This window comes from Rhodanobacter sp. FW021-MT20 (genome assembly GCF_041107475.1).
GTDB classification, from domain to species: domain Bacteria; phylum Pseudomonadota; class Gammaproteobacteria; order Xanthomonadales; family Rhodanobacteraceae; genus Rhodanobacter_A; species Rhodanobacter_A glycinis.
The window spans coordinates 1-25,481 of record NZ_JBGBPX010000021.1 but is presented as its reverse complement, the minus strand read 5'-3'; the positions used below and the strand labels follow the sequence as shown (position 1 = coordinate 25,481).

General features: G+C 65.8%; 24 protein-coding genes and 1 tRNA gene. 5 read left to right on the top strand and 20 right to left on the bottom strand.

Annotated elements, in window-relative coordinates:
- Positions 1-57: 57 nt before the first annotated feature.
- The 3 genes from yajC to queA all read right to left on the bottom strand — a co-directional run bounded on the left by yajC (position 58) and on the right by queA (position 3,075).
- On the bottom strand, positions 58-390 hold the full coding sequence (gene yajC, locus AB7849_RS17160; protein WP_008209404.1) for a preprotein translocase subunit YajC: 333 nt from the start codon (positions 388-390) through the stop codon (positions 58-60).
- Between the two features lie 357 nt (positions 391-747).
- Positions 748-1,887: a tRNA guanosine(34) transglycosylase Tgt gene (gene tgt, locus AB7849_RS17155; RefSeq protein ID WP_008209406.1), complete on the bottom strand. Its 1,140-nt coding sequence runs from the start codon at positions 1,885-1,887 to the stop codon at positions 748-750.
- 156 nt (positions 1,888-2,043) lie between these two features.
- Positions 2,044-3,075 carry a tRNA preQ1(34) S-adenosylmethionine ribosyltransferase-isomerase QueA gene (gene queA / locus AB7849_RS17150; RefSeq protein WP_147626686.1) on the bottom strand — a complete coding sequence of 344 codons (1,032 nt, stop codon included), beginning with the start codon at positions 3,073-3,075 and terminating at the stop codon, positions 2,044-2,046.
- Positions 3,076-3,221: 146 nt separating this feature from the next.
- Here queA and AB7849_RS17145 point away from each other — a divergent pair, with 146 nt between their 5' ends.
- The gene (locus AB7849_RS17145; protein WP_037098862.1) at positions 3,222-4,592 is read left to right on the top strand and encodes an MATE family efflux transporter; all 1,371 of its coding nucleotides are present in this window, start codon (positions 3,222-3,224) and stop codon (positions 4,590-4,592) included.
- Positions 4,593-4,643: 51 nt separating this feature from the next.
- On the opposite strand, the gene AB7849_RS17140 is transcribed toward AB7849_RS17145, so the two are convergent.
- Genes AB7849_RS17140 through AB7849_RS17120 form a run of 5 tightly spaced genes read right to left on the bottom strand, consistent with a single transcriptional unit; the run spans position 4,644 to position 9,412 of the window.
- The gene (locus AB7849_RS17140; RefSeq protein WP_008209409.1) at positions 4,644-5,249 is read right to left on the bottom strand and encodes a response regulator transcription factor; all 606 of its coding nucleotides are present in this window, start codon (positions 5,247-5,249) and stop codon (positions 4,644-4,646) included.
- Positions 5,246-6,460, bottom strand: a complete 1,215-nt coding sequence (locus tag AB7849_RS17135) for a sensor histidine kinase (protein ID WP_369501437.1) — start codon at positions 6,458-6,460, stop codon at positions 5,246-5,248. The genes AB7849_RS17140 and AB7849_RS17135 overlap by 4 nt, the downstream gene beginning before the upstream one ends.
- Positions 6,457-7,665 (bottom strand): sensor histidine kinase, encoded by a 1,209-nt coding sequence (locus AB7849_RS17130; protein WP_037102001.1) that lies wholly within the window; start codon positions 7,663-7,665, stop codon positions 6,457-6,459. The genes AB7849_RS17135 and AB7849_RS17130 overlap by 4 nt, the downstream gene beginning before the upstream one ends.
- Before the next feature lie 41 nt (positions 7,666-7,706).
- Positions 7,707-8,501 (bottom strand): ABC transporter permease, encoded by a 795-nt coding sequence (locus tag AB7849_RS17125; protein WP_008215574.1) that lies wholly within the window; start codon positions 8,499-8,501, stop codon positions 7,707-7,709.
- Positions 8,501-9,412: an ABC transporter ATP-binding protein gene (locus AB7849_RS17120; RefSeq protein WP_369501436.1), complete on the bottom strand. Its 912-nt coding sequence runs from the start codon at positions 9,410-9,412 to the stop codon at positions 8,501-8,503. The genes AB7849_RS17125 and AB7849_RS17120 overlap by 1 nt, the downstream gene beginning before the upstream one ends.
- A gap of 237 nt (positions 9,413-9,649) precedes the next feature.
- Here AB7849_RS17120 and AB7849_RS17115 point away from each other — a divergent pair, with 237 nt between their 5' ends.
- The 3 genes from AB7849_RS17115 (at position 9,650) to upp (ending at position 12,414) form a co-directional block, all read left to right on the top strand.
- Entirely contained in the window at positions 9,650-11,146 is a 1,497-nt protein-coding gene (locus tag AB7849_RS17115; protein ID WP_369501435.1) for an aminotransferase class III-fold pyridoxal phosphate-dependent enzyme, read from the top strand.
- Between the two features lie 170 nt (positions 11,147-11,316).
- Positions 11,317-11,676 (top strand): PsiF family protein, encoded by a 360-nt coding sequence (locus AB7849_RS17110; protein WP_008211815.1) that lies wholly within the window; start codon positions 11,317-11,319, stop codon positions 11,674-11,676.
- 93 nt (positions 11,677-11,769) lie between these two features.
- Positions 11,770-12,414, top strand: coding sequence for a uracil phosphoribosyltransferase (gene upp, locus AB7849_RS17105; protein WP_008211817.1), 645 nt, complete (start codon positions 11,770-11,772; stop codon positions 12,412-12,414).
- Between the two features lie 5 nt (positions 12,415-12,419).
- On the opposite strand, the gene pip is transcribed toward upp, so the two are convergent.
- A complete protein-coding gene (pip, locus tag AB7849_RS17100; protein WP_092704452.1) occupies positions 12,420-13,376 on the bottom strand; it encodes a prolyl aminopeptidase in 957 nt (318 codons plus the stop codon).
- A 256-nt stretch (positions 13,377-13,632) separates the two neighbouring features.
- The gene (locus AB7849_RS17095) at positions 13,633-15,021 is read right to left on the bottom strand and encodes an FAD-binding oxidoreductase (protein WP_369501434.1); all 1,389 of its coding nucleotides are present in this window, start codon (positions 15,019-15,021) and stop codon (positions 13,633-13,635) included.
- A 109-nt stretch (positions 15,022-15,130) separates the two neighbouring features.
- On the opposite strand from AB7849_RS17095, the gene serA reads away from it, so the two are divergent.
- Entirely contained in the window at positions 15,131-16,363 is a 1,233-nt protein-coding gene (serA, locus tag AB7849_RS17090; RefSeq protein WP_008211823.1) for a phosphoglycerate dehydrogenase, read from the top strand.
- A gap of 90 nt (positions 16,364-16,453) precedes the next feature.
- On the opposite strand, the gene AB7849_RS19550 is transcribed toward serA, so the two are convergent.
- From AB7849_RS19550 to thrS, 10 genes are all read right to left on the bottom strand, one after another.
- Complete coding sequence (locus AB7849_RS19550) at positions 16,454-16,648, bottom strand: AtuA-related protein (RefSeq protein ID WP_425438667.1); 195 nt, start codon at positions 16,646-16,648, stop codon at positions 16,454-16,456.
- Positions 16,649-16,999: 351 nt separating this feature from the next.
- Positions 17,000-17,076, bottom strand: a tRNA-Pro gene (locus AB7849_RS17085).
- A 73-nt stretch (positions 17,077-17,149) separates the two neighbouring features.
- Complete coding sequence (locus tag AB7849_RS17080; RefSeq protein ID WP_008211824.1) at positions 17,150-17,506, bottom strand: MerR family transcriptional regulator; 357 nt, start codon at positions 17,504-17,506, stop codon at positions 17,150-17,152.
- A complete protein-coding gene (gene ihfA, locus AB7849_RS17075; RefSeq protein WP_008211825.1) occupies positions 17,487-17,786 on the bottom strand; it encodes an integration host factor subunit alpha in 300 nt (99 codons plus the stop codon). The genes AB7849_RS17080 and ihfA overlap by 20 nt, the downstream gene beginning before the upstream one ends.
- A gap of 1 nt (position 17,787) precedes the next feature.
- Entirely contained in the window at positions 17,788-20,166 is a 2,379-nt protein-coding gene (gene pheT / locus AB7849_RS17070; RefSeq protein WP_369501433.1) for a phenylalanine--tRNA ligase subunit beta, read from the bottom strand.
- A 19-nt stretch (positions 20,167-20,185) separates the two neighbouring features.
- Entirely contained in the window at positions 20,186-21,181 is a 996-nt protein-coding gene (pheS, locus tag AB7849_RS17065) for a phenylalanine--tRNA ligase subunit alpha (protein WP_008213501.1), read from the bottom strand.
- A gap of 282 nt (positions 21,182-21,463) precedes the next feature.
- Complete coding sequence (rplT, locus tag AB7849_RS17060; protein WP_008213502.1) at positions 21,464-21,823, bottom strand: 50S ribosomal protein L20; 360 nt, start codon at positions 21,821-21,823, stop codon at positions 21,464-21,466.
- 11 nt (positions 21,824-21,834) lie between these two features.
- A complete protein-coding gene (rpmI, locus tag AB7849_RS17055; protein ID WP_008213504.1) occupies positions 21,835-22,032 on the bottom strand; it encodes a 50S ribosomal protein L35 in 198 nt (65 codons plus the stop codon).
- A gap of 314 nt (positions 22,033-22,346) precedes the next feature.
- Complete coding sequence (gene infC / locus AB7849_RS17050) at positions 22,347-22,874, bottom strand: translation initiation factor IF-3 (RefSeq protein ID WP_425438668.1); 528 nt, start codon at positions 22,872-22,874, stop codon at positions 22,347-22,349.
- A 164-nt stretch (positions 22,875-23,038) separates the two neighbouring features.
- A complete protein-coding gene (gene thrS / locus AB7849_RS17045) occupies positions 23,039-24,940 on the bottom strand; it encodes a threonine--tRNA ligase (protein ID WP_369501431.1) in 1,902 nt (633 codons plus the stop codon).
- Positions 24,941-25,481: the final 541 nt, after the last annotated feature.

Genomic DNA, 25,481 nt, shown 5'->3' with positions numbered 1-25,481 from the left:
GGCGGCCGTCCTGGCCGCGTTTCACAATGAAAGCCCGATCCGTGGGCAACCTTTGTCTCAGGCCGACTTCAGCGTGCCCTTGGGGAGCACCTGTGACACCGCCCCCTTCTGCACCTTGATCTTCACGTTCGCCGCGATCTCGACGGTGATGAACGATTCGCCCACCTCGTCCACGCGACCGGCGATACCGCCGTTGGTCACCACCTCGTCGCCCTTGGCCAGGGCTGCGACCATCGCGCGATGCTCCTTCTGCCGCTTGGTTTGCGGGCGGATCATCATGAAATACATGGCGCCGAAGATCACCACCATGAAGATGATCATGGACACACCACCGCCAGCGGCACCGGCAGGTGCGGCCTGGGCGATCACGAAGGGCAACGAAAGACTCATCAGCTTGTCTCGCAAGTTATGGAGCCGGCAGGATTTTCTGCCGGGCACCCGGTAAAAGACCGTGGATTATGCCACGCCCCCCCAAGCCATGCACTGCGCCAATGGGCATGCACGGTCACGTCCGTCCGGTATCGGGGCGGGCAAGCCACGATACAAGTGGGAACCCTGGCAGCCCCTGCGGGTTCCCCGATGCAGCGACCAGAGGGGTGGCCTGATGTTGTTCGTCACCCCCGATTTTGCTCGTCATCCCAGCGAAAGCTGGGATCCAGTGACTTTTGCGTTCAACGGATTGGAGGCGCTGGATTCCAGCTTTCGCTGGAATGACGGGCAAAAAACACGTTGTTCGTCGTGCTCTCCCTAAACGACAGCCCCCGCTCGCCGCGCATGAAACGCGGCCACGAAGTCGTCCAGCTTGCCCGCGGCAATCGCCTCGCGCAAGCCGGCCATCAACCGCTGGTAATGCCGCAGGTTGTGCATGGTGGCCAACTGGCTGGCCAGGATCTCGTTGCAGCGGTCCAGATGGCGCAGATAGGCACGGCTGAAGCCGTTGGCGCAGGCGTAGCAGTCGCAACCCTCTTCGATTACCCGCGTATCGTCGGCGAATTTCGCGTTACGTATGCGTAACGTGCCTTCCGGCACGAACAGGAAGCCATTCCGCGCGTTGCGGGTAGGCATCACGCAATCGAACATGTCGACGCCACGGCGCACCGCCTCGACGATGTCCTCGGGCCGGCCCACGCCCATCAGGTAGCGCGGCTTGTCCGCCGGCAGCATCGGCAGGGTGAAATCCAGCGTGCGATTGCGCTCTTCCTCCGGCTCGCCCACGGCCAGGCCGCCCACCGCATAACCGTCGAAGCCGATGTCGACCAGCCCCTCGGCCGAGCGCCGCCGCAGCGGCTCGTAGACACCGCCCTGCACGATGCCGAACAGGTTGTTGGGATTGCCCAGTTCATTGAAAGCCTGGCGCGAACGCGCGGCCCAGCGCAGGCTGAGCTCCATCGAATCCGCGGCCAGCTTCTGCGTCGCCGGCGCGCCATCGACCAGGTACGGCGTGCACTCGTCGAAGATCATCGCGATGTCCGAGTCCAGTACGGTCTGGATCTTCATCGACACTTCGGGCGACAGGAACACCTTCGAACCGTCCACCGGCGAGGCGAAGGTCACGCCTTCCTCGGTCAGCTTGCGCTTGTGCGCCAGCGAGAACACCTGGAAACCGCCCGAATCGGTGAGGATGGGCTTGTCCCAGCCGATAAAGCGATGCAGCCCGCCGAACTTGCCGATGATGTCCAGCCCGGGGCGCAGGAACAGGTGGAAGGTGTTGCCGAGGATGATCTCGGCGCCGATATCGGTGATGTCGCGCGGCGTCATCGCCTTCACCGAGCCATAGGTGCCCACCGGCATGAACGCCGGCGTCTCCACCGTGCCGCGGGGAAAATTCAGGCGGCCACGGCGCGCCGCGCCGTCAGTGGCGAGAAGGTCGAATTTGAGGGAAGTCATTCCCCCATTATCGCAGGTCGCACGACTGTCTCCCTCTCCCCTCCGGGGAGAGGGTTGGGGTGAGGGGCCAATCTTGCGCCGACGCTCTCCTTTGGAGCGCTTCCGCGAGCACCCGCCCCTCACCCTGCCCTCTCCCCGCAGGAGAGAGGGAAAGTTTCAGGCGCCTTGGGGCAAAATCAGCATCGCATCGCCATACGAGAAGAAGCGATAGCGCTGCTCCACCGCGTGACGGTACGCATCCAGCATGTAATCGCGACCGGCCAGCGCCGAGACCAGCATCAGCAGGGTCGATTGGGGCAGGTGGAAATTGGTGATCAGGCCGTCGATGCTGGTGATCTTGTAACCCGGGAAGATGAAGATCCGCGTTTCGCCGGCAAACGGGCGCAGTTGCCCTTCGGCAGTGGCACTTTCCAGCGCGCGCACCACCGTGGTGCCCACCGCGATCACCCGGCCACCCGCGGCGCGGGTGCGGTGGATCTGCTCGATCAGGCCCGCCCCCACGTTCAGCCATTCGCTGTGCATGTGGTGGTCGCTGATGTCGTCCGCCCGCACCGGCTGGAAGGTGCCGGCGCCCACATGCAACGTCACATAGCCGAAATCCACGCCGCGTTCATGTAGTTTGGCCAGCAGGGCTTCGTCGAAATGCAGCCCCGCCGTGGGCGCGGCCACCGCGCCGGGCTCACGCGCGTAGACGGTCTGGTAGCGCTCCATGTCGCTGGCATCGGCGGCCCGCTCGATATACGGCGGCAGCGGCATCTCGCCGAGCTTCAGCAGCAGCCGTTCCAGCGACTCCGGCGATTCGAAGCGCAGCCGGAAGAAGCCCTCGTCGCGCCCCAGCACGGTGGCGTGGCTGCCGTCGGCCAGCTCGATCCGGCCGCCCTCCTTCGGCTTCTTGCTGACGCCCAATTGCACTACCGCCTCGTGGGCGCCGGTAACCCGCTCGATCAGGATTTCCACCGCGCCGCCGGTGTCCTTGCGGCCGTACAGGCGCGCCGGCAATACCCGCGTGTCGTTGAACACCAGCAGATCGCCCGGATTCAGGAACTCCGGCAGCTCGCGGAACATGCGATCTTGCCGCTTCGCCGCGGCGGCATCCAGCAGCAGCAGGCGGCTGGCCGAGCGTTCCGGCAACGGTGCCTGGGCGATCAGCTCGGGCGGTAAATCAAAATTGAAATCGGACTTCTTCAAGATCGGCTCAAGGGGCGCCCGCGACCTACGGGCAGGCGCGCATTATCCCGCAGCCACCGACCGCTGGCACCCTCCGCGCACTCGCCCGCATGGGCAGCGATGCACGGCGGATGGGAGAATGCCGCGACCCGGGCAACGGTTTTTCCATGCAATCACTGCAGCGCGACTGGCTTCACCGGCCCACGCACCGTCAGGTATGGCGGCTGGCCGGCCCGATGATCGCCTCCAACCTGACGGTACCGCTGGTGTCGCTGGTCGACAGCATCGTGGCCGGCCATCTGCCGCACGCCGAGCAGCTTGGCGCCGTGGCCGTCGGCAGTGCGGTGTACAGCTTGCCGGTATTGATTTGCGGGTTCCTGCGCATGGGCACGATCGGCTTCGCCGCGCAGGCCGCAGGTCGCACCGACGGCGACACGCTGCGTCGCGTGCTGTTGCAGGCGCTGCTGCTTGCGGGCGCCTTGGCCAGCGTCATCCTGCTGCTGGCACTGCCACTGCTGCCCAGTGTGCTGGAGCTGATGAAACCTTCGGCCGGACTGGATGGTTTCACCGTCACTTATCTGCACGTTCGCCTGGCCGGCCTGCCGGCGGCGCTGCTCGGTTATGCACTCGTCGGCTGGTACCTGGGCATGCAGAACGCTGGTATGGCGCTGCGCGTCACGGTGATCACCAACGCGGTCAATATCGCCTTCAACCTGATCCTGGTGCTGGGCCTGCACCGCGGGGTTGGCGGTATTGCCCTGGCCTCGGTCATCGGCGAATGGACCGGCGCGCTGGTCGGCCTGCTTGGTGTATCAGGGCAACTGCGTCGTTATCCGGGCCGGCTGCATGCCTCCGTCATGGGTCGGTGGAAAAGCTGGCAGCCGTTGCTGGCAGTCAACCGCGACATCCTGATCCGCAGCCTGGTGCTGCAGGGCGTGTTCTTTGCGGTGACCGTGCTGGGCGCGCGTCTGGGCGACGGCATGGTTGCCGCCAATGCGCTGCTGCTCAACGGCTTGCTGGTGGCTTCGTTTGCGCTGGATGGCCTGGCCAACGCCATCGAGGCACTGACCGGCCACGCGCTGGGGCGTGGCGACCCGGTGGCACTGCGCCGAGCGCTGGTGGTCGCGGGTGGCTGGTCGCTGCTTGGCGGCGTGCTGTTCGCAATGTTCTTCGCGCTGTTCGGAAAGGTTTTCATCGACCTGCAAACCGACATCGCCAAGGTGCGCAGCCTCGCCTACCCATACCTGCCTTATCTTGCCGCATTGCCGCTGGTGGCCGTAGGCAGTTATCTGCTCGACGGCCTGTTCGTCGGCGCCAGTCGCGCGCGTGAAATGCGCGACAGCATGCTGATCGCCGGCATCGCCTTCGCGCTGCTGGCAGCCGGCCTTCGCCCATGGGGCAACCACGGCCTGTGGCTGGCTTTCCTCGGTTTCATGCTGGTGCGTGCCGCGGCGATGGGGTGGACCGCCAAGCGAATCGCCCGACGTGGCGAATGGGTGACGGCAGCGGATCACCAGGCCGGCGAACCGGCTTCGTGAAAACACGGCTGCCGCCGGCACTCGCACATGTTGCGCGAACCAGGACAGCGCCTATAGCCAGCCTTTCTGCCTTGCCAATCGATACGCCTCGATGCGGTTGGCTGCCCCGAGTTTGCCAATCGCCTCGGACAGGTAATTGCGCACGGTGCCGTGGGATAGGCTGAGCTGCGTGGCGATATCGTTGGCCGACTGCCCTTCGCCGGCCAGACGCAGTACCTGGCGTTCACGATCGTTCAACGGATCGGCTTCCGACCAGGCTTCCAGCGCCAGCTGCGGATCGATCGCGCGGCCGCCGCGGTGCACGGTACGCAAGGCCTCAGCCAGGTTCTCCGCCGGCGCGTCCTTGAGCAGGTAACCGGATACACCCGCGTCCAGCGCGCGACGCAGGAAGCCGGGGCGTGCGAAGGTGGTGACGATGATGACCTTCACCGGCAACTCGTCGTGGCGCTGGATGCGCTGCGCCAGCTCCAGCCCGGTCAGGCCGGGCATCTCGATGTCGGTGACCAGCACGTCGGGCTTCAGCCTTTGCAGTTCGCGCCAGGCTTCCTCGCCGTCCGCGGCGGAGCCGAGCACCTCGATGTCGGATTCCAGGTTGAGCAGCGCGGACAGCGCACCGCGCACCATCGCCTGGTCCTCCGCCAGCAATACGCGGATCATGCGACGCCCCCCGGACCCGACAGCGCCATCGATGCGACCGGCGCATCGCGCTCGACGGACTTCGGCGAACGCTGCAGCGGTATGGCCACGTCGAGTGCAGTGCCGCGCCGCGCGGGCGAATCGATGGCGAGCGTGCCGCCCAGCGCGCGCACGCGCTCGCGCATGCCGCTGATGCCGTTGCCGTGGGCGGCGAGACCGCCGCGTCCGTTGTCGCTGATGCGCATGTGGAAGCCTTCCGGGCTGCTGGAGAAATCCACCCGCGCCGCCGTGGCGCGCGCGTGGCGATGGATGTTGGTGACGGCCTCGCGCAGCACCAGCGCCAGCGAGGCCTCGGCGTCCGGCGGCAGCTCGCACGTCGCCGGCGCGTCGGTACCGAACGCGATGTTCGAGGCTTCCAGCATCAGCCGTGCGGAGACCAGTTCGGCAGCGAGATCGCTGCGGCGCATGCCGGTGACCGCCGCGCGCACCTCGGTCAGTGCGTGGCGCGAGACGCGCTCGACTTCTTCCATCTCGCGCTGCGCGCGCGGCGGGTCGACCAGCGCCAGCTTGCGCGCCAGCTCGGATTTCAACGTGACCAGCGATAGCGTGTGGCCGAGCAGGTCGTGCAGGTCACGGCCGATGCGCTCGCGCTCGGCCAACACCGCCAGCCGGCGGATCTCGTCCTGCGACAGGCGCAACGCCGCGTCCTTTTCCTTGTAGACGCTCTCGACCATGACGATGGCGCTGACACCCATCGCCGAGGCGGGGATCACCACCAGCAGGGCCACCGGATAACCGACCCGCCATGCCAGCACCGCGAACATCGCGTTGAGCGTCAGCAACTGAGCCAGCCGGACGCGCAGAGGCATCCGGCAATGGCTCAACATCACGCAGGCATAGACGAAATAGCTGAGGCTGCTCGGGTACCAGCGCAACAACGCGAAGCACAGTGCCGCCATGGCCCAGGCGTAGAAATGCGTCGTACGCCGCGACGCCAGCTGGATTCTGGCGAACAACAGCAGGAACACCGGGTAGCTGGACAGTGTGAGCAGCCACCAGGTCCGCGTGTAGCCGCCGTCCGTGCCCTGGTCGAACAACGGCGTGACGAAGATCCACACCGACCACAGCAAGTGCACGCTGTCGGCCCACGGCGACTTGCCGCAGCGAAGGTCGTCGGCCACGCCGGAATCCGGCGCCGGGGTGAACCAGCGGGCGAGGAAGGCGGGCATCATGTGGCGTGCCGCACCCGTGCGGATGCCAGCGTACCGGCGCGCGGCATGTCGACGTCCCGCACGATGGCGGGCGCCGCCAGCGGCACGTCGATCTCCAGCCGCGTACCACCGCCCGGCGGCGAATCCAGTTCCAGGCGGCCGCCCAGCGCCTGCACGCGCTCGCGCATCCCGCTCAGGCCGTTGCCGGCGGCGCGGATGCCGCCGTGGCCGTTGTCCTCGATGCACAACCGCACGCTGTCGCCGGTGCGGGTGAGCGACACCCGCGCCAGCGTCGCACGCGCATGCCGCGCGATGTTCGTGGACGCCTCGCGCAACACCAGCGCCAAGGTGCATTCGATCGATTCGGGAAGGTTCGCGACCTGCAGGTGCTGGTCGAGCTGTACGCCGGAGGTCTGCAGCAACAGCGCGGCCGAAGCCAGCTCGGCGGCGATGCCCGCGGCACGGATGCCGGTGACCGCCGCGCGCACTTCCGCCAACGCATGGCGCGCCACCTCCTCGGCTTCGGCCAGTTCGCGCCGCGCCGCCGCCTGGTCGCGATCAAGCAGTCGGCGCGACAGCTCCAGCTTCATCGTGATCAGCGACAACGTGTGGCCGAGCAGGTCGTGCAGGTCGCGGCCGATGCGCTCGCGCTCGGCGGTGGCGGCCAACTGGCGGATCTGCTCGTGCGACAGGCGCAGCCGGGTGTTCTTGTCCCAGTTGATGCGCCCCGCCAGCGCGCCAGCGCCGGTACTGGTGCATACGCCGACCAGGATCAGGAAGGCGTACCACGGCCAGTGCAGGAAGATGCCCTCCAGTACCAGCAAGCCCTGGATGACCGCCATCTTCGTCGCGCTGGCCAGCCACGAACCCTGGTACGGCACCATCGCGCAGGCGAACACCGCGTACGTCCACCCGGCGGGATTCCACGGCATCGACAGCGCGGTCAGGACCACCAGCGCGCCGACGTAGCCGCCCACCTCGGCGACCGGCCGCACCCAAGAAAGCAGGAAGATCAGCAGGAACAGCGGATAGCCCAGCGCCAGCGACCACCAGAAGCCCGCTTCCACGGGCTGGAAAAAGGGGCCGAGGAACACCCAGAACGACCACAGCAGGTTCCATGCGTAGGACCACGGCGAATGGCCCGCGGCGCGCATCGCCGCCGCCGAAGAACCCGGCGCCGGGCGCAGCCAGGCGGGCCATCGCGTGTTGCCGGAACGGTGATCCATGTTGCTCATGTCCGCATGCTACCGCCAGTCAAGGCAACACTTCAGCCGTGCCGGCGCAGCCGCCGCGCCGCCAGCTGCAGGAACACCGCGGCGAATCCGACCAGCACCAGCACGTGCGGCCACGCCGCATCCTGGCCCATGCCCACCGCGGCCAACGCCAGGCGGTCCAGGTGGTAGCTCGGCCACACCGGCGCGATCTGCTGCAGCACCCGGGGCATCATCGACAGCGGGAACCACAGGCCGGACAGGAACGACATCGGCAGGTAGATCAGTTGCAGCATGGCCGGCGCGGCCTGGCCCTTGAACAGCGTGCCCACGAACATGCCCAGCGCGCAGAACGGCAGCACGCCGAGCACGCCGGTGAGCAGCAGCAATGCGACCTGCCGCGGGGCCAGCGCCACGTGCGCCAGCCCCGCCGCCATCGCCAGCAGCAACAGCACCACCACCGCGGCGGCGGCCATCGCCATCAGCATCTTGCCCAGCAGGTAGGCGCCCGGCGGCATCGGCAGGGCGCGCTTGAGGGTGAGCAGGCCGCCTTCGCGCTCGATCGCCAGCGACACGCCGAAGCCGAACAGGCCCGGGCTCATCACCCCGAACACACCATAGCTGGCGAGCAGGTAGCGCGCCGCGTCGGCGCCCTCGGACTTGCCCATGACCACGCCGAACAGCAGGTAGAACATGCCCGGGAACAGCAGGATCGGCAGCATGAAGCCGGGCGCGCGCATGTAGCGCAGGCATTCGCTGCGCGCCTCGGCGAGATAGGCGCCGAGCACGCGGTGCGGCGGCATGCCGGCGGTCACGGACGGCGCGGCAACGGGAACGGTCACGGCATTCATCAGGCAGCCTCCGGCAGGTCGGTGTCACGGGTGAGTTCGGTGAACGCCTCGGCCAGGCCGGCGCGCTGCACTTCCAGTTCGCGCAGGGCCGGGTCGGCGTCGAGCAGGCGGCGCACCACCGCCACCGCGTCGGCGGTGGCGACCTGCAGCCGGCCGTCAGCGCAGGACACCGAGGCCACCTGCGGCCAGCGCGCCACGGCGGCGGCATCGAGATCGCTAACGCAACGGATGCGCGACAGCGCCACCTTCGCGCGCAGCTCGTCCACGCTGCCCTCGCTGAGCACGCGGCCCTTGTCCAGCACCACCACGCGCTGCGCCAGCGCCTCGGCCTCCTCCAGGTAGTGCGTGGTGAGCACCACCGAGCAGCCGTCGGCGACCAGCCGGCGCATCGCCGCCCACAGCTTCTGGCGCGCGTCGATGTCCATGCCCACGGTGGGTTCGTCGAGGAACAGCAGCTCGGGCCGGCCGCACAGCGCCAGCGCGAATTGCACGCGCCGCTGCTGGCCGCCGGAGAGCTTGCCGTAGGGCCGCTTCAGCAGGTCGGCGATGCCGGCCAGCGCGGCGCTTTCGGCCAGCGGGCGCGGCGCGGGGTAATAGCTGGCGGTGAGGCGCAGCAACTCGCCCACGCGCAGGGTCGGCGGCAGGTTCGACGACTGCAGCATCACGCCGATGCGCCGGCGCGCGTCGATCCGCTGCGGGTCGACGCCGAACAACTCAACGTGGCCGGCGTCGGGCCGGATCAGCCCTAGCAACAGGCCGATGCTGGTGCTTTTCCCGGCCCCGTTGGGGCCCAGCAACGCCAGCAGTTCGCCGCGGCGCAACACGAGGTCGACGCCATCCAGCGCGAGGTGTTTGTCATAGCGTTTCACGGCGCCGGCGAGGCGAGCGACGGCTGTGGGCGATTCGGTCATGGGGCCTTCCTCCTTGCATTGCAGCGTAGGCGGATCAAGGGCTTGGCCGCAGTCACCGGCGTCAGTCATCGCGCATGACAGCCGTCATGCCGGGGGTACCGGCCACCCCGGCCGGCGCGTTATGCTCGGCGTTCATGAGCGCGCAGTCCCCACGACAACGCCCGCTCACGCACAGATACACATCGGCCTGCTTCGCGCTGGGTGCGAGAGGCGCCGATGGATTTCGAGGAGGAAACCATGGGTTTGATCGAACAGTTGCGCGAGCTGCGCGAATTCGGCGGCAAGCCGCGTACCACCGGCCTGGACGACGCCACCATCGAGCGGATGGCTGCCGTCGATCCCATGCTGGGCGAAGCCGTGAGTGCCGCCGTGGCGCATCATCGTGAATTGCGCAGCGAGCTGGCCGACTTCCTGAAGCTGGATGAAGCCGAGCAGTTGACGCAGGCGCAGACCGGTTTCGTCAATTTCTATCCGGACGATGCGATCAACCCGTACCTGCCGGCGGCCGCGCGCGGCCCGTGGATCGTCACCCTGAAGGGCGCGGTGCTGCACGACAACGGCGGCTACGGCATGCTCGGCTTCGGCCACAACAACCCGGCCATCGACGCCGCGCTGGCGCGTCCGCAGGTGATGGCCAACGTGATGACACCGAGCGTGGCGCAGCTGCGCTTCACCAAGGCGCTGAACCGCGAACTGGGCCGCACCCGCGGCGGCAACCCGTACGCGCGCCAGTTGTGCCTGAACTCCGGCTCCGAATCGGTGACGCTGGCCTGCCGCATCGCCGACGTCAATGCCAAGGCGATGACCGACGCCGGTGGCCGCTATGCCGGCCGCACGATCAAGCGCGTGGCGGTGAAGGGCGCCTTCCACGGTCGCACCGACCGTCCGGCGCTGTACTCCGATTCCTCGCGCAAGGCCTATCAGCAGTACCTGGCCAGCTACCGCCACGAAGACAGCGTGCTGACCGTCGAGCCCTACAACGTGGCCCAGCTCGAAGCCGTGTTCGCCGATGCCGACAAGCACGGCTGGTTCATCGAGGCGATGTTCCTGGAGCCGGTGATGGGCGAAGGCGACCCGGGTCGCGCGGTGACGCCGGCGTTCTACGAAGCGGCGCGCAGGCTCACCGAGGCACACGGCTCGCTGCTGCTGGTGGATTCGATCCAGGCCGGCCTGCGCGCGCACGGCGTGCTGTCGATCACCGACTACCCCGGCTTCGAGAAGCTGCCCGCGCCGGACATGGAAACCTTCTCCAAGGCGCTCAACGCCGGCCAGTATCCGCTGTCGGTGCTGGCCGTGAGCGAACGCACCGCCGCGCTGTACCGCAAGGGCATCTACGGCAACACGATGACCGCCAACCCGCGCGCGCTGGACGTGGCGCTGGCCACGCTCGACCAGCTTTCCGATGAAGTGCGCGCCAACATCCGTGCCCGTGGCAAGGAGTTCGTCGACAAGCTCAACACGCTGAAGGACGAACTGGGCGGCCTGATCACCAAGGTGCAGGGCACCGGCCTGCTGTTCTCGTGCGAGCTGGCCCCGCAGTTCAAGTGCTACGGCGCCGGCTCCACCGAGGAGTACCTGCGCGAGCACGGCGTGGGCGTGATCCACGGCGGCGCCAATTCGCTGCGTTTCACCCCGCACTTCAACGTCACCAGTGCCGAGGTCGACCTGATCGTCGCCCACGTGCGCCACGCCCTGCTGGAAGGTCCGCGCAAGGCCGAAAGCAAGGCTGCCTGACACCCTCGGGCAAACCACCGGCGGCCCGGAGCCCATGCTCCGGGCCGTCGACGTTTCCGCTTCCTGAACATGGGTCGCAGATCCCGTACAAGACCGCTTCCGCTGGCCCATCGCACAGGCATAAACTGCGACGGCCGGCACCCGCCGGTCCATCTTCAGGAGGAAGCACCATGACCATGCGACTCAGCCTGTTTGCCGCCAGTGCCGTGCTGGCACTCGCCACTGTTACCGCCTACGCCGCTCCGGCCACCAAGACACTCACCCCGCAGCAGCAACGCATGGCCGATTGCAGCCACCAGTCCAAGGGCAAGAAGGGGGCCGAGCACAAGGCGTTCATGAGTGCCTGCCTGAAGGGCAAGAGCACGGCCTCGACCAGCGCGGCGGCCGCACCCGCCGCCAAGCCGGCCGCGTCCAGCGCCAAGATGGCCCAGCGCGAAAAGATGAAGACCTGTAACGCCGAAGCCAAGACCAAGGCGCTCAAGGGTGCCGATCGCAAGACCTTCATGAGCAGCTGCCTCAAGGGCCACTGAGCCCGCCTGTCATGAGCACCAGGGCGTCGCCAGCTTGGCGGCGCCCTTTTCTTTGCGGCTATGCTTTGGGGCAGCCACGCATGCGAGCCGCCCATGAAAATCGTCGAAGTCCGCCACCCACTGATCCGCCACAAGCTCGGCCTGATGCGCCGCGCCGGCATCAGCACCAAGGAATTCCGCGAGCTGGCTTCGGAAGTGGCCTCGCTGCTGACCTACGAAGCCACCCAGGATCTTGAGCTGGTCGAGCAGACCATCGAAGGCTGGGCCGGCCCGGTGGACGTGCAGCGCATCAAGGGCAAGAAGATCACCATCGTGCCGATCCTGCGCGCCGGCATCGGCATGCTGCCCGGCGTGCTGGAGTTGATCCCGTCGGCCAAGGTCGGCGTGGTCGGACTGCAGCGCGACGAACACACGCTGCAACCCGTCGCCTACTACGAAAAACTCACCGGCCGCATGGACGAACGCATCGCGCTGATCGTCGATCCGATGCTGGCCACCGCCGGCACCCTGATCGCCACCGTCGACATGCTCAAGGCCGCCGGCTGCACACGCATCAAGGGCCTGTTCCTGGTCGCCGCACCGGAAGGCCTCAAACGCATCGAAGCGGCGCACCCGGATATCGAGATCTACACCGCCTCGATCGACGAACGGCTCAACGAGCAGGGCTACATTCTGCCCGGCCTTGGCGATGCCGGTGACAAGATCTTCGGCACCAAGCAACTATCCGCGACTGATTGAACCCATCACCGCCCGAAGCGATCCGTCGCCTCGATCAATTCATGCAGGTTGCCCGGCTCGAACGCCGAATGGCCGGCGTCCTGCACGATGCGCAGGTCTGCTTCCGGCCACGCGCGATGCAGGTCCCACGCGCTGCGCAGCGGACACACCACGTCGTAACGGCCCTGCACGATCACCGCGGGAATCTTGCGGATGCGATCCACGTTGCGCAGCAACTGGTCGGCCTGCTCGAAGAAACCGCCGTTGACGAAGTAATGGCATTCGATACGGGCAAAGGCCAGCGCGAACGCGTCCTCGTCATGCGAGCCGATGCTGGCCGGATCCTGGTACAGGTAGCTGGTCGAGCCTTCCCACACCGACCAGGCCCGCGCCGCAGCGACGCGCACCGCCGGATCGTCGCTGGTCAGGCGGCGATGGTAGGCACTCATCAGGTCGCCGCGCTCCACTTCCGGAATCGCGTTCAGGAAGGTTTCCCACGCATCCGGATACAACGCATCGGCGCCCTTCTGGTAGAACCATTCCAGTTCCCAGCGACGCAGCATGAAGATGCCGCGCAACACCAGCTCGGTGACCTTGTCCGGATGGCTCTGCGCATAAGCAAGCGCCAGGGTGGAGCCCCATGAACCGCCGAACACCTGCCAGCGATCGATGCCCAGGTGCTCGCGCACGCGCTCGATGTCGGCCACCAGATCCCAGGTGGTGTTCTCGCGAAGCTCCGCATGGGGCGTGGACTGGCCGCAGCCGCGCTGGTCGAACAGCACGATGCGATAGACCTTCGGGTCGAAGAAACGCCGGCACTTCGGGTTGGTGCCGCCGCCTGGGCCACCGTGCAGGAACACCACCGGCTTGCCGTCCGGATTGCCGCTCTGCTCGTAGTACAGCGTGTGCAGTTCCGAGACCTTGAGCATGCCGCGGTCATACGGCTCGATCTCGGGGTAAAACGAACGGCGGTCCTGCGACATGGCGCAACCTCTGCGGCGATGACTGTGGCCGCAAAGATTATCACGCCCGTTCCCGCCTCCCGGCTTGGCGCGTGACAGGCACAATCTGCGGGCGAGTCGCACGATTTTCCTGCTCGTCATTCCAGCGAAAGCTGGAATCCAGTGCCTTGCACCACGGAGTCAGAGCCCCCGGTTCCAGCTTGCGCTGGAATGGCAATGCTCGACCTCGAAGCATCGAGTCGCACCGTGGTGGCAACGCAGACGGCTACGCAGGCGGCTACGCGTCGACGAACACCTTGCCCGGATTGAGGATGCCGTTAGGATCGAACACCTTGCGCACGCCGCGCATCAGCGCGATTTCCGCCACGCTGCGGGTGCTTTCCAGGTACGGCCGCTTGACCAGGCCGATGCCGTGCTCGGCCGAGATGCTGCCGCCATGCTCCTTCAGCGTGGCCGCCAGCAGCTTGGTCGCCCGCTCGCACTGTGCGATGAAATCCGCGTCAGCCATGTCGGCAGGCTTCAGCACGTTGATGTGCAGGTTGCCGTCGCCGATATGGCCGTACCACACCACTTCGAGCTGCGGGTACTCCTGCGCCAATCGTGCCGGCATCACGCGCAGGAACGCCGGCACCTCGCCGATGCGCAGCGACACATCGTTCTTGTAGGGTTTGTACGGCACCAGGCTCTCGGTGATGCCTTCGCGCAGGCGCCACAACGCGGCGGCCTGCGCCTCGCTCTGCGCGACCACGCCATCACTGACCCAGCCCTTTTCCACGCAATGGCCGAAGACTTCCAGCGCACGTTCCTGCGACGCCTCGTCGACGGCATCGAACTCGGTGACCACGTAATACGGATGCTCGCCATCGATGGCGCGCTGTGCACCGTTCGCCAGCACATGCTTCAACGCCACATCGGTGAAGAACTCGAAGGCCTGCAACGAAAGCTTCGCGCGGAATGCCGCAAATACCTGCGTCAGCGCATCCAGGTCCAGCAACGCCAACAGCATCACCTGCGACGACGGCGGCGGATTGGTGAGCTTCAGCGTCGCCTCCACCACGATGCCCAGCGTACCTTCCGAGCCGATCAGGAGGTGGCGGAAGTCGTAGCCGCTGGAGTTCTTGACCAGGCCACGGTTGAGTTCCAGCAGCTCGCCATTGCCGGCCACCACCTTGAGCCCGGCGATCCACTCGCGCGTATTGCCGTAGCGGATCACCCGGATGCCGCCGGCATTGGTGGCAATGTTGCCGCCGATCGAGCAGGAGCCGCGCGAGGCAAAATCCACCGGGTAAATCAGCCCGTGCTCGCGGGCGGCGGTGTGCACGGCTTCCAGCGCAATGCCCGGTTGCACCGTGAGGGTCCGGTCCACGGCATCGAAACCCAGCACGCGGTTCATCCGCGCCAGGCTCAACACCAGCTCGCCATTCGCCGCCACCGCACCACCGGAAAGCCCGGTACGGCCGCCCGAAGGCACGACTGCCACGTGGTGCTCGTTGGCCCAGCGCATGATGCCCTGCACCTCCTCGATGGTCGCCGGCAAGGCGATCGCCAGCGGCGCGGGCGTCCAGCGGCGAGTCCAGTCGCGGCCGTAGTGCTCCAGGTCGCCGGCATCGGTGAGCAGGCGCAATCCGGGCAGGCGGCGGGCAAGGTCGGTCAAGGGGGTGGTCATGGCTACTCCATCGTCGTTATGACCAGACTGCCATTTGGATGTCCAAACGTCCAGTGTTGCAGCGCCACATTTCTGGCATAGTGTAGGTCTCGTTCGCCAAGGAACCGCCATGAAGACCTCGTTTCCCAAGCAAGACATCCGGGTATTGCTGCTGGAAGGCGTAAGCCAGACCGCAGTGGATGTCTTCCAGCGTGCCGGCTACAGCCAGATCGAGTACCACAAGAAATCGCTGCCGGAAAACGAGCTGAAGGAGCGCATCGCCGAGGCGCATATTGTCGGGCTCCGCTCACGCACCCAGTTGACCGCCGAAGTGCTGGAACATGCGCGCCGGCTGATTGCGGTGGGCTGCTTCTGCATCGGCACCAACCAGGTCGACCTGGGCACGGCCGAGCGGCTTGGTGTTCCGGTATTCAATGCGCCCTACTCCAACACCCGCAGCGTGGCCGAACTGGTGATCGCCGAAGCCATCATGCTGCTGCGCGGCATTCCGCAGAAGAGCATGCAATGCCATCGCGGTGGCTGGGCCAAGTCGGCCAACGGCAGCTACGAGGCGCGCGACAAGGTGCTGGGCATCATCGGTTACGGCCATATCGGCACCCAGGTCGGCGTGCTGGCCGAAAGCATGGGCATGCACGTGATCTTCCATGACGTGGAAACCAAGCTGTCGATGGGCAACGCCCGCGCCGCCGCCAGCCTGCAGGACCTGCTGCAGCGTTCCGACGTGGTGACCTTGCACGTCCCCGAAACGCCGTCCACCAAGATGATGTTCGGCGCACGGGAAATCGCCGCCATGCGCAAGGGCGCAGTGCTGATCAACGCCTCTCGCGGCAGCGTGGTCGACATCGAGGCACTCGCCGAAGCGCTGCGTTCCGAGCACCTGGCCGGCGCCGCGGTGGATGTGTTCCCGACCGAACCCAAAAGCAACGACGACCCGTTCGTGTCGCCACTGGTTGGCCTGGACAACGCGATCCTCACCCCGCACATCGGCGGCAGCACGCTGGAGGCGCAGGACAACATCGGCATCGAAGTGGCCAGCAAGCTGGTGCGTTACAGCGACAACGGCTCCACCTTGTCGGCGGTGAATTTCCCCGAGGTATCGCTGCCCGAACACCCGAAGAGCCGCCGCCTGCTGCACATCCACAAGAACGTGCCGGGCGTGTTGTCGCGCATCAACGAACTGTTCTCCGCCGGCAACATCAACATCGATGCGCAGTTCCTGCAGACGGACGCGGAAGTGGGCTACGTGGTGATCGACGTCAGTGCCGGCGAGGATCAGGCCGACGAGCTCAAGGCAAAGCTCGCCACCATCCCGGGCACGCTGCGCAGCCGCGTACTGTACTGATCATCGAGAGTGACCAGCCGCAGCGCGCTGAAACGCGCGCTGCGGCAGCATGGGCACCCAAGCGCTCTCGCGCCTTCCTTTCCGGGCGTCCTAAAGCTCGGCTGCGATCGACTGCGGCACCTTGATCGTCAAGTCGAGCAGCATCTGTGCCATGCCCTTGCCCAGCGGATCCATGCGCGGCGATGCCGGACCACCGCCGGCCAGCGCGTCATGCAGAACCAGGTTCAGCGCTGCAATACCCGGCAGGTAATGGCGTTCGACGGGGCCACTGCACGCCGGCCCAATTCAACGCGCTGGTCGACGCCCTGACATTGATGACCTGGAATTCGCTGTACACGCCAAGCCAGGCGTGACCGAGCACGCCCTCCGCAAATACACGAGTGTTTCAGGTACTCGGCCCGGCCGCGACAAGGGCGCCAATGCCGGGCTTACGACAACGCGGCAGCCGTTGGGATGGCAGGTCACGCGTTCGCGACTTTCCCGTCATGACGAACGACGGAAGTCCCGCCCGGCATGTCAGCCGAACGATCCGGCTCGATCCAGGGGATAGCCATAAAGTGCCTGACAGACCCATGACAAAAAACCGCGCCAAGGCGCGGTTCGTGTGACATTCCAGGTTGTCTGACAACACCGAATTGGTCGGGGCGGCCGGATTCGAACCGACGACCCTCTGCCCCCCAGGCAGATGCGCTACCAGGCTGCGCTACGCCCCGACGAAACACGGCGAGCTGGCGAGTTTAGCAGCTCGCGAAACACTTGCGGAAGACTCCGCGTCGATCGCGTCGCTCAGCGACGCAGCAGGCCCAGCACTTCTTCCAGTTCCATGCGCACCTGGCGCACGATCTGGTGCGACATGCTCGCTTCCACGCGCGCCTGCGGGCCTTCCAGCCGGGCGCGGGCGCCGGTGATGGTGAAACCCTCGTCGTACAGCAGCGAACGGATCTGGCGGATCATCAGCACGTCGTGGCGCTGGTAGTAGCGGCGATTGCCGCGGCGCTTGACGGGATTCAGCGCCGGGAATTCCTGTTCCCAGTAGCGCAGCACGTGCGGCTTCACGCCGCACAATTCGCTGACTTCGCCGATGGTGAAGTAGCGTTTTGCCGGGATGGCAGGCAGCTCGGTGTTATTCCCTTGGTCCAGCATAGCTTTCGACTCTCACCTTGAGTTTCTGCCCGGGTCGGAACGTTACCACGCGACGGGCGGAGATGGGGATCTCCTCGCCAGTCTTGGGGTTGCGCCCCGGACGCTGGTTCTTCTGACGCAGGTCGAAGTTGCCGAAACCGGACAGCTTCACCTGCTCGCCGTGCTCAAGAGCCTCGCGCACCACCTCGAAATAGGCGTCCACGAATTCCTTGGCTTCCCGCTTGTTCAGGCCCACCTCGAGAAACAGGCGCTCGGCCATCTCCGCCTTGGTCAGCGCCATCTTATCCTCGCAACCGTGCCATGCATGTTTTCTCCAGCGCCGCGACTGCATCGCGCACGCAACGATCTGCATCGTCGTCGGTAAGGGTGCGTGAAGCGTCCTGTAAAATCAAGCCCATAGCGACACTCTTGCGCCCGTTTTCGACGCCCTTGCCGCTGTAACGGTCGAACAGGCGCACTTCCTTGAGCAGCTCGCCCAGCGTGCCCCGAACGGTCTGCTCGATCCGTGACCAGCTCACCTGTTCAGGCAGCTCCACGGCAATGTCGCGACGCACCGACGGGTGCCTCGGCACCGCCCTTGCCTGCGGCATGCGACGGGCCAGCAATGGCTCCAGGGCCACCTCCAGCACATGCACGTCCGGCCCCAGGTCCAGCGCCTTGGCCAGTTGTGGATGCAGCGCACCGAGATGACCCACCGTCACGCCGTCGCGCAACACGCGTGCACTGCGACCAGGATGCAGCCAGCCCGGCAACTCGTCGGTCTGCAGGCTCCAGCGCCGTGGCTCGCCGCCCCACGCGATCATGGCATCCAGATCACCCTTGAGGTCGTAGAAGTCGAGCGCGCGCGACGGCTCGCCCCACTGCTCGGCGCGCGCGGTGCCGCTGGCGACGATGGCCAGGCTCGGCGTCTCGAGGGGCGGATCGCCCGCCGCGAACACCCGCGCAACTTCGAACAGACGCACGCGCTCCTGCTGCCGCGCACGATTGTGCCGCAGCGACTCGACCAGGCCCGGCAGCAAGGCGGGACGCATCACTGCCAGGTCCGCCGACAACGGATTGGCCAACGCCACCAGTCCGTCGTCGAAACCCCAACGCGCCAGCAGCTCGGCCGGCACGAAGGACAGGTTCACGGCCTCGTAATAGCCGCGCGCCGCCAGTTGCTCGCGCAGAGCCAGTTCGCCAATGCGTGCCTCGGGCTCGACTGCCAGGGTCAGCGCGCCGGCCGGCGTGGCCGTGGGGATATTGTCGTAGCCGAAGATCCGCGCCACTTCCTCGATCAGGTCTTCCTCGCGCACGATGTCGAAACGGCTGCTCGGCGCCACGACCTGCCAGCCCTCGGCCGTCGTCGTGACCTGCATGCCCAGCGCGGTGAAGATGCGCGCCACCTCGGCATCGGGCACGGCCACGCCCAATACGCGGGCCAGCCGCGCGCTGCGCAGCGCGACCGGCGCGGGTGGCGGCAAGTCGGCCAGGTTCTCGGCCATCGATATCGGCCCGGCGTTGCCACCGGCGATGGACAGCAACAGCTCGCTGGCCCGCTCCAGCGCGCGACGCGGCAGTCCGGGATCGACGCCGCGCTCGAAGCGATGCGACGCATCCGTATGCAGCCCGAGCTTGCGCGCACGGCCCATGATCGCGGCTGGCGCGAAATGCGCGGCTTCCAGGAAGATGTTGCGGGTGGCGTCGGTCACCCGCGAATCGTATCCGCCCATCACGCCAGCCACGGCCAGCGCCGTCTTCTGGTCGGCGATCAGCACGAAACCCGGGTCGAGCTTCGCTACACTGCCGTCGAGGATCTTCAGCGTCTCGCCCGCACGCGCATGACGCACCACGATGTCGCCATCGAGCTTGTCGTTGTCGAAGGCGTGCAGCGGCTGACCCAGCTCCAGCATCACGTAATTGGTGACGTCGACTACGGCACTGATCGGACGCAGGCCGGCACGGCGCAGGCGCTCGGCCAGCCACAACGGCGTGCGCGCGGCGGGGTCGATACCTTCGATGATGCGCCCCAGGTAACGCGGCGCATCCTTGCCGGCTTCCAGGCGAATGCCGCGCTGCGCGTGGCCGGTCACCGCGACGGCAGGCTGCTCGCCCACCTTCACATGGCTGTCGAACAGCGCGGCAACGTCGTGGGCCAGACCCAGCATGCCCAGGCAATCCGGGCGGTTGGGCGTGAGATTCAGCTCGATACTGGCGTCGGGCAGCCCCAGGTAAGCGGCCAACGACTGGCCGACCGGCGCATCCGCCGGCAATTCGAGCAGGCCGGAAGCATCGTTGTCGATGCCCAGCTCTTTCGCCGAACACAGCATGCCGAACGATTCCACGCCGCGCAGCTTTGCAGCCTTGATCGCAATCCCGCCCGGCAAGCTGGCGCCCACCGTGGCCAGCGGCACCTTGATGCCCACGCGTGCGTTCGGCGCGCCGCAGACGATCTGCAACGGCTCGCCCTGCCCCGCATCGATCTTGCACACCTGCAGACGATCGGCCTGCGGATGCTTTTCAGCGGCCACGATCTCGGCCACCACCACGCCGTCCAGGCTCTCGCCCAGCGGCGTGAGTTCTTCCACTTCCAGCCCGGCCATGGTCAGCGCATAGGCCAGTTGGGCACGATCGGCCTTGATCTCGACCAGTTCGCGCAGCCAGTTTTCGGAGAATTTCATCGAGGTTTTCCTTGCCGGCTTATGCGAACTGCTTGAGGAAGCGCAGGTCGTTCTCGAAGAACGCGCGCAGGTCGGAAACGCCATAGCGGAGCATGGCAAAGCGCTCCACCCCCAAGCCGAAAGCGAAGCCGGTATAGCGCTCGGGATCGATGCCGCAATTCTTCAGCACGTTCGGATGCACCATGCCGCAGCCCAGCACCTCGAGCCAGCGCGAGCTGCCGTCCTCGGCCTCCCAACGGATGTCCACTTCGGCCGACGGCTCGGTAAACGGGAAATGGCTGGGGCGCAGCCGCATCTCGAAATCGCGCTCGAAAAACGCGCGCACGAACTCGGCCAGCGTGCCCTTGAGGTCGGCGAAGCTCGAGGTCTCGTCGACCAGCAGGCCCTCGATCTGGTGGAACATCGGCGAGTGGGTCTGGTCCGAGTCGCTGCGGTAGACCTTGCCCGGCGCGATGATGCGGATCGGCGGCTGGCGTCCCTTCATCGAACGGATCTGCACCGGCGAGGTATGCGTGCGCAGCAGGCGCCCGTCACCGAAATAGAAGGTGTCGTGCATGGCGCGCGCCGGATGGTGCGGCGGGAAGTTCAGCGCCTCGAAGTTGTGCCAGTCGTCCTCGATTTCCGGGCCGTCGACACGCTGGTAGCCGAGCCGCGCGAAGATCGATGCGATGCGCTCCAGCGCGCGGGTGATCGGATGGATGCCGCCGCGCTCGCCATCGCGACCAGGCAGCGAGACATCAATCGTTTCGGAAGCCAACCGGCGGTCCAGCTCGGCTTGCTCCAGCGTTGCCTTGCGCGTGGCGAGGGCCTCGGCAAGACGATCCTTGACCCGGTTTACTTCGGCACCGCGCGCCTTGCGTTCATCCGGCGCCAACGCACCGAGCGCTTTCAGAGCGGCGGTGACGATACCGCTCTTGCCCAGCAGGCCCACGCGCAGGGCGTCGAGCGCATCGAGTGAGGCTGCGTTCTCTATGTCAGCCAAGGCTTGGCTGATGTGGCTATCCAGATCGTCCATCGGTGCGAGTTCCGCTTTGGCTGTCAGCTCCCTCTCCCCTCCGGGGAGAGGGTTGGGGTGAGGGGCGCTCTTGCGTTGGCGTCGGGAGTGAAGCGTGCTTTCGGTGCAGGTTGTCGCGAGCACCCACCCCTCACCTCAATCCTCTCCCCCGGATTCAACAAGAGACGGGGAAGAGGAGGCCAACGCGAAAAGCGACGTTATCAAATAAAAACGGGGAGAAGGCGTTGGCCTTCTCCCCGCTTGCTTTACATCATATCGTGCTGGCGCCGTAGCGCCCGACGATCAAGCGGCCAGACTGGCCTTCGCTTTCTCGGCGATGGCGCCAAACGCCTTGATGTCGTTCACGGCGATATCAGCGAGAACCTTGCGGTCGACGGTGATACCGGCCTTGCTCAGGCCATTGATCAGGCGGCTGTACGACAGACCGAACTGACGGGCGGCAGCGTTGATACGCACGATCCACAGCGCGCGGAACTGACGCTTCTTCTGCTTGCGACCGATATAGGCGTACTGACCGGCCTTGATGACGGCCTGGTTGGCGACGCGGAAGACCTTGCGACGGGCGTTGTAGTAGCCCTTCGCGCGGCCGATGATCTTCTTGTGACGACGACGGGCGGTGACGCCACGCTTTACACGAGCCATGGTCTATCTCCTTACAAGTACGGCAGCATGCGAGCCACACCCGGGGCGTCACACGCCTTGAGGTGGTTCGGGGCACGAAGACCACGCTTCAGCTTGGTCGACTTCTTGGTAAGGATGTGCGACTTGAACGCGTGTCCGCACTTGATCTTGCCGGAAGCGGTCTTGCGAAAACGCTTCGCCGCCGCCCGGTTGGTCTTGATCTTGGGCATGGTGATGCTCCATGAGTGGGGATGAACCCCGGTTTCTGACGGATTCGGCGGTGACCCGGGAGCCACGCTTTCCTTCCTGCCGACATCGGTGCACGACCCATCCTGGCGGGTCGAACGGGTGATTATACGGAAGAAACCAGCCTCACGCCAGCCCGCGCGCCCTACTCCCTCCCACCATGGGGGAGAGAGCTGAGGTGAGGAGCGGGTGTTCGCGAAAGCACAGCCCAAGGCAGGCCCTGCAGCCCGCCCGCCTCAGCCTTCGAGCAGGCACTGCCGGCCATACGAAACGGCGGCCCTGAAGGCCGCCGTTTGCGTCACTGTTTCTTCTTGGGGCCGATCATCATGACCATCTGCCGGCCTTCCAGCCGGGGCCACGACTCGACCTGGCCGTTATCGCCCACGTCTTCCTGGATCTTCTTGGCCAGGTTCTGGCCCAGATCCTGGTGCGACATCTCGCGACCGCGGAAACGGATGGTGACCTTGACCTTGTCGCCCTCTTCCAGGAATCGCAGCATGTTGCGGAGCTTGATCTGGTAGTCGCCCACGTCCGTGACCGGACGGAACTTCACTTCCTTGATCTCGACCTGCTTCTGCTTCTTCTTGGCGGCCTGCGCCTTCTTCTGGGCTTCGAACTTGAACTTGCCGTAATCCATGATGCGGCAGACCGGCGGGTCGCCATTGGGCTGGATCTCGACCAGATCCATGCCGGCTTCCTGTGCCAGTGCCAGCGCCTCGTCACGGGTGAGAATGCCCAACTGTTCCGAGTCTGCGCCAATCACACGTACACGCGGCACGCGGATATCTTGGTTACGACGATTGCCCTTGTTGTCGGTGGTAGCGATACCACGATCCTCCAGAAGTGTTGACAGAATGCCGAGAAAACGCGTTCCTGCGCCCTTTCGGCTAGCCGATTCCGGCATATGCCCGGAATCGGCTCCGACGGATCGGGCAAGCCCGATCCGCGTGCGGCGCATCCTGCACCGCTTGAATCATGACCGCTGCGGCATCAACGCCGCGTGTCGGTTTCCAGTCGCTCGATGAAGCTGGCCAGCGGCATGCTGCCCAGATCCTCGCCTGAACGGGTACGTACGGAAATCGCGCCATTCTCCTTCTCGCGGTCACCGACCACGAGCAGATAAGGCACTTTCTGCATCGTATGTTCGCGGATTTTATAGCCGACTTTCTCGTTGCGCAAATCCGATTGTACCCGGAAACCTTTGTCGACAAGGGCTTGCGTCACCTGCCTGACGTAATCGGCCTGCGCATCGGTGATATTGAGGACCACCGCCTGCACCGGGGCCAGCCAGGTCGGCAGCAGGCCGGCGTGATGCTCGATCAGGATGCCGATGAAGCGCTCCATCGAGCCCACGATGGCCCGATGCAGCATCACCGGATGCTTTTTCTGCGAATGTTCGTCGACGTATTCGGCGCCCAGGCGCTCGGGCATCATGAAATCGACCTGCATGGTGCCGACCTGCCAGTCGCGGCCGATGGAGTCATGCATGTGGTACTCGATCTTGGGACCGTAGAACGCGCCCTCGCCCGGCAGCTCGGTCCATTTCACGCCGGCCGCCGACAACGCGCCGCGCAACGCGGCTTCGGCGCGATCCCACACGCCATCGTCACCGATGCGCTTTTCCGGACGCAGCGCCAGCGCCACGTCGATGTTCTCGAAGCCGAAATCGGCATAGACCTGCATCGCCTGCGCGTGGAACGCCGTCACTTCCGACTGGATCTGCTCGGGGGTGCAAAAGATGTGGCCGTCGTCCTGGGTGAACGCACGCACGCGCATGATGCCGTGCAGCGCGCCGGATGGCTCGTTGCGATGGCAGCCACCGAATTCACCGTAGCGGATCGGCAGCTCGCGGTAGCTGTGCAGGCCGGTGTTGAACACCTGCACGTGGCCCGGGCAATTCATCGGCTTCAACGCGAACGTGTGCTTCTCCGACTCGGTGAAGAACATGTTCTCCTGGTAGTTGTCCCAATGACCGGACTTCTTCCACAGCGACACGTCCAGCACCTGCGGGCAACGGACTTCCTGGTAGCCACTCTTGCGATACACGCCGCGCATGTACTGCTCGACCTGCTGCCAAATCGCCCAGCCGTTCGGGTGCCAGAACACCATGCCTGGGCTTTCTTCCTGCTGATGGAACAGGTCAAGCTGCTTGCCGATCTTGCGATGGTCGCGCTTCTCAGCCTCCTCCAACTGGAACAGGTAGGCCTTCAGGTCCTTGTCGTTGAGCCATGCCGTGCCGTAGATGCGGGTCAGCATCGCGTTGTTCGAATCGCCGCGCCAATAGGCGCCGGCCACCTTCATCAGCTTGAACGAATGCAGCTTGCCGGTGTTCGGCACGTGCGGGCCACGGCACAGATCGGTGAACTCGCCCTGCGTATACAGCGACAGATCCTGGTCGGCCGGAATGCCTTCGATGATCTCGGCCTTGTAGGTCTCGCCCAGGCCACGAAAGAACGCCACCGCCTCGTCGCGCGACTTCACGCTGCGCGTCAGCGGCAGCTTCTCCTCGACGATCTTGTGCATCTCCGCCTCGATCTTCGGCAGATCATCGGGCGTGAACGGGCGCTCGTAAGCGAAGTCGTAGTAGAAGCCGTTGTCGATCACCGGGCCGATGGTGACCTGTGCGCCCGGGAACAGCCGCTGTACGGCCTGCCCCATCAGGTGCGCGGTGGAATGGCGCAGGATCTCCAGCGCCTCGGGGCTCTTCTCGGTGATGATCTGCAGGCTGGCGTCGTGCTCGATCGGGAAACTGGCGTCCACCAGCTTGCCGTCGACCTTGCCGGCCAGGGTGGCCTTGGCCAGGCCGGCGCCGATGGAAGCGGCCACGTCCTGCACGGAAACGGGGTGATCAAACGGCCTCTTGCTGCCGTCGGGTAGCGTAATCTGGATCATGTCGGTCTGGTCTGCTGCATCGCCCTGCACGGGCGGACGAACGGGGAAAAGGCGGCCGAAGCCGGCCAACAAAAAAGGGCGCACAGCGCCCTTCGACAAGCTCAGGCCTGGCACCGGAATCAGCTGGGGAATCGGCTAGTGTCCATGTCGCACGCTCGACCGGCAGATGGCTGCGGGTCACCTTTTCGCTGGTGTCGGAGAGAAGCAGAAAGCTAGCCCGGCCGAGGCGGGCTGTCAACGGAGGAGGTGATCCGAGGCCAGGCCTTCCGCTCGCCATTCCTTTCGCACGGGACTCGAACTTCGGCGCCATCGGCCCATCGATTGCCGTCATCCCAGCGAAAGCTCACTGCTGTCCGGAATAACCCGGGCATGGCTCCGAGGAACGAAGGCGTGGCGATGTTTGCCCGGAATGCGGCAAGGAGGTGACTCCACATCGGCAGGCGATAACCTATCGTGCTCGTCAGCCCGGCGAAGGCCGGGATCCAGTGACGACCACGCTTGCTCAAGCCACACAGTCACTGGATTCCGGCCTTCGCCGGAA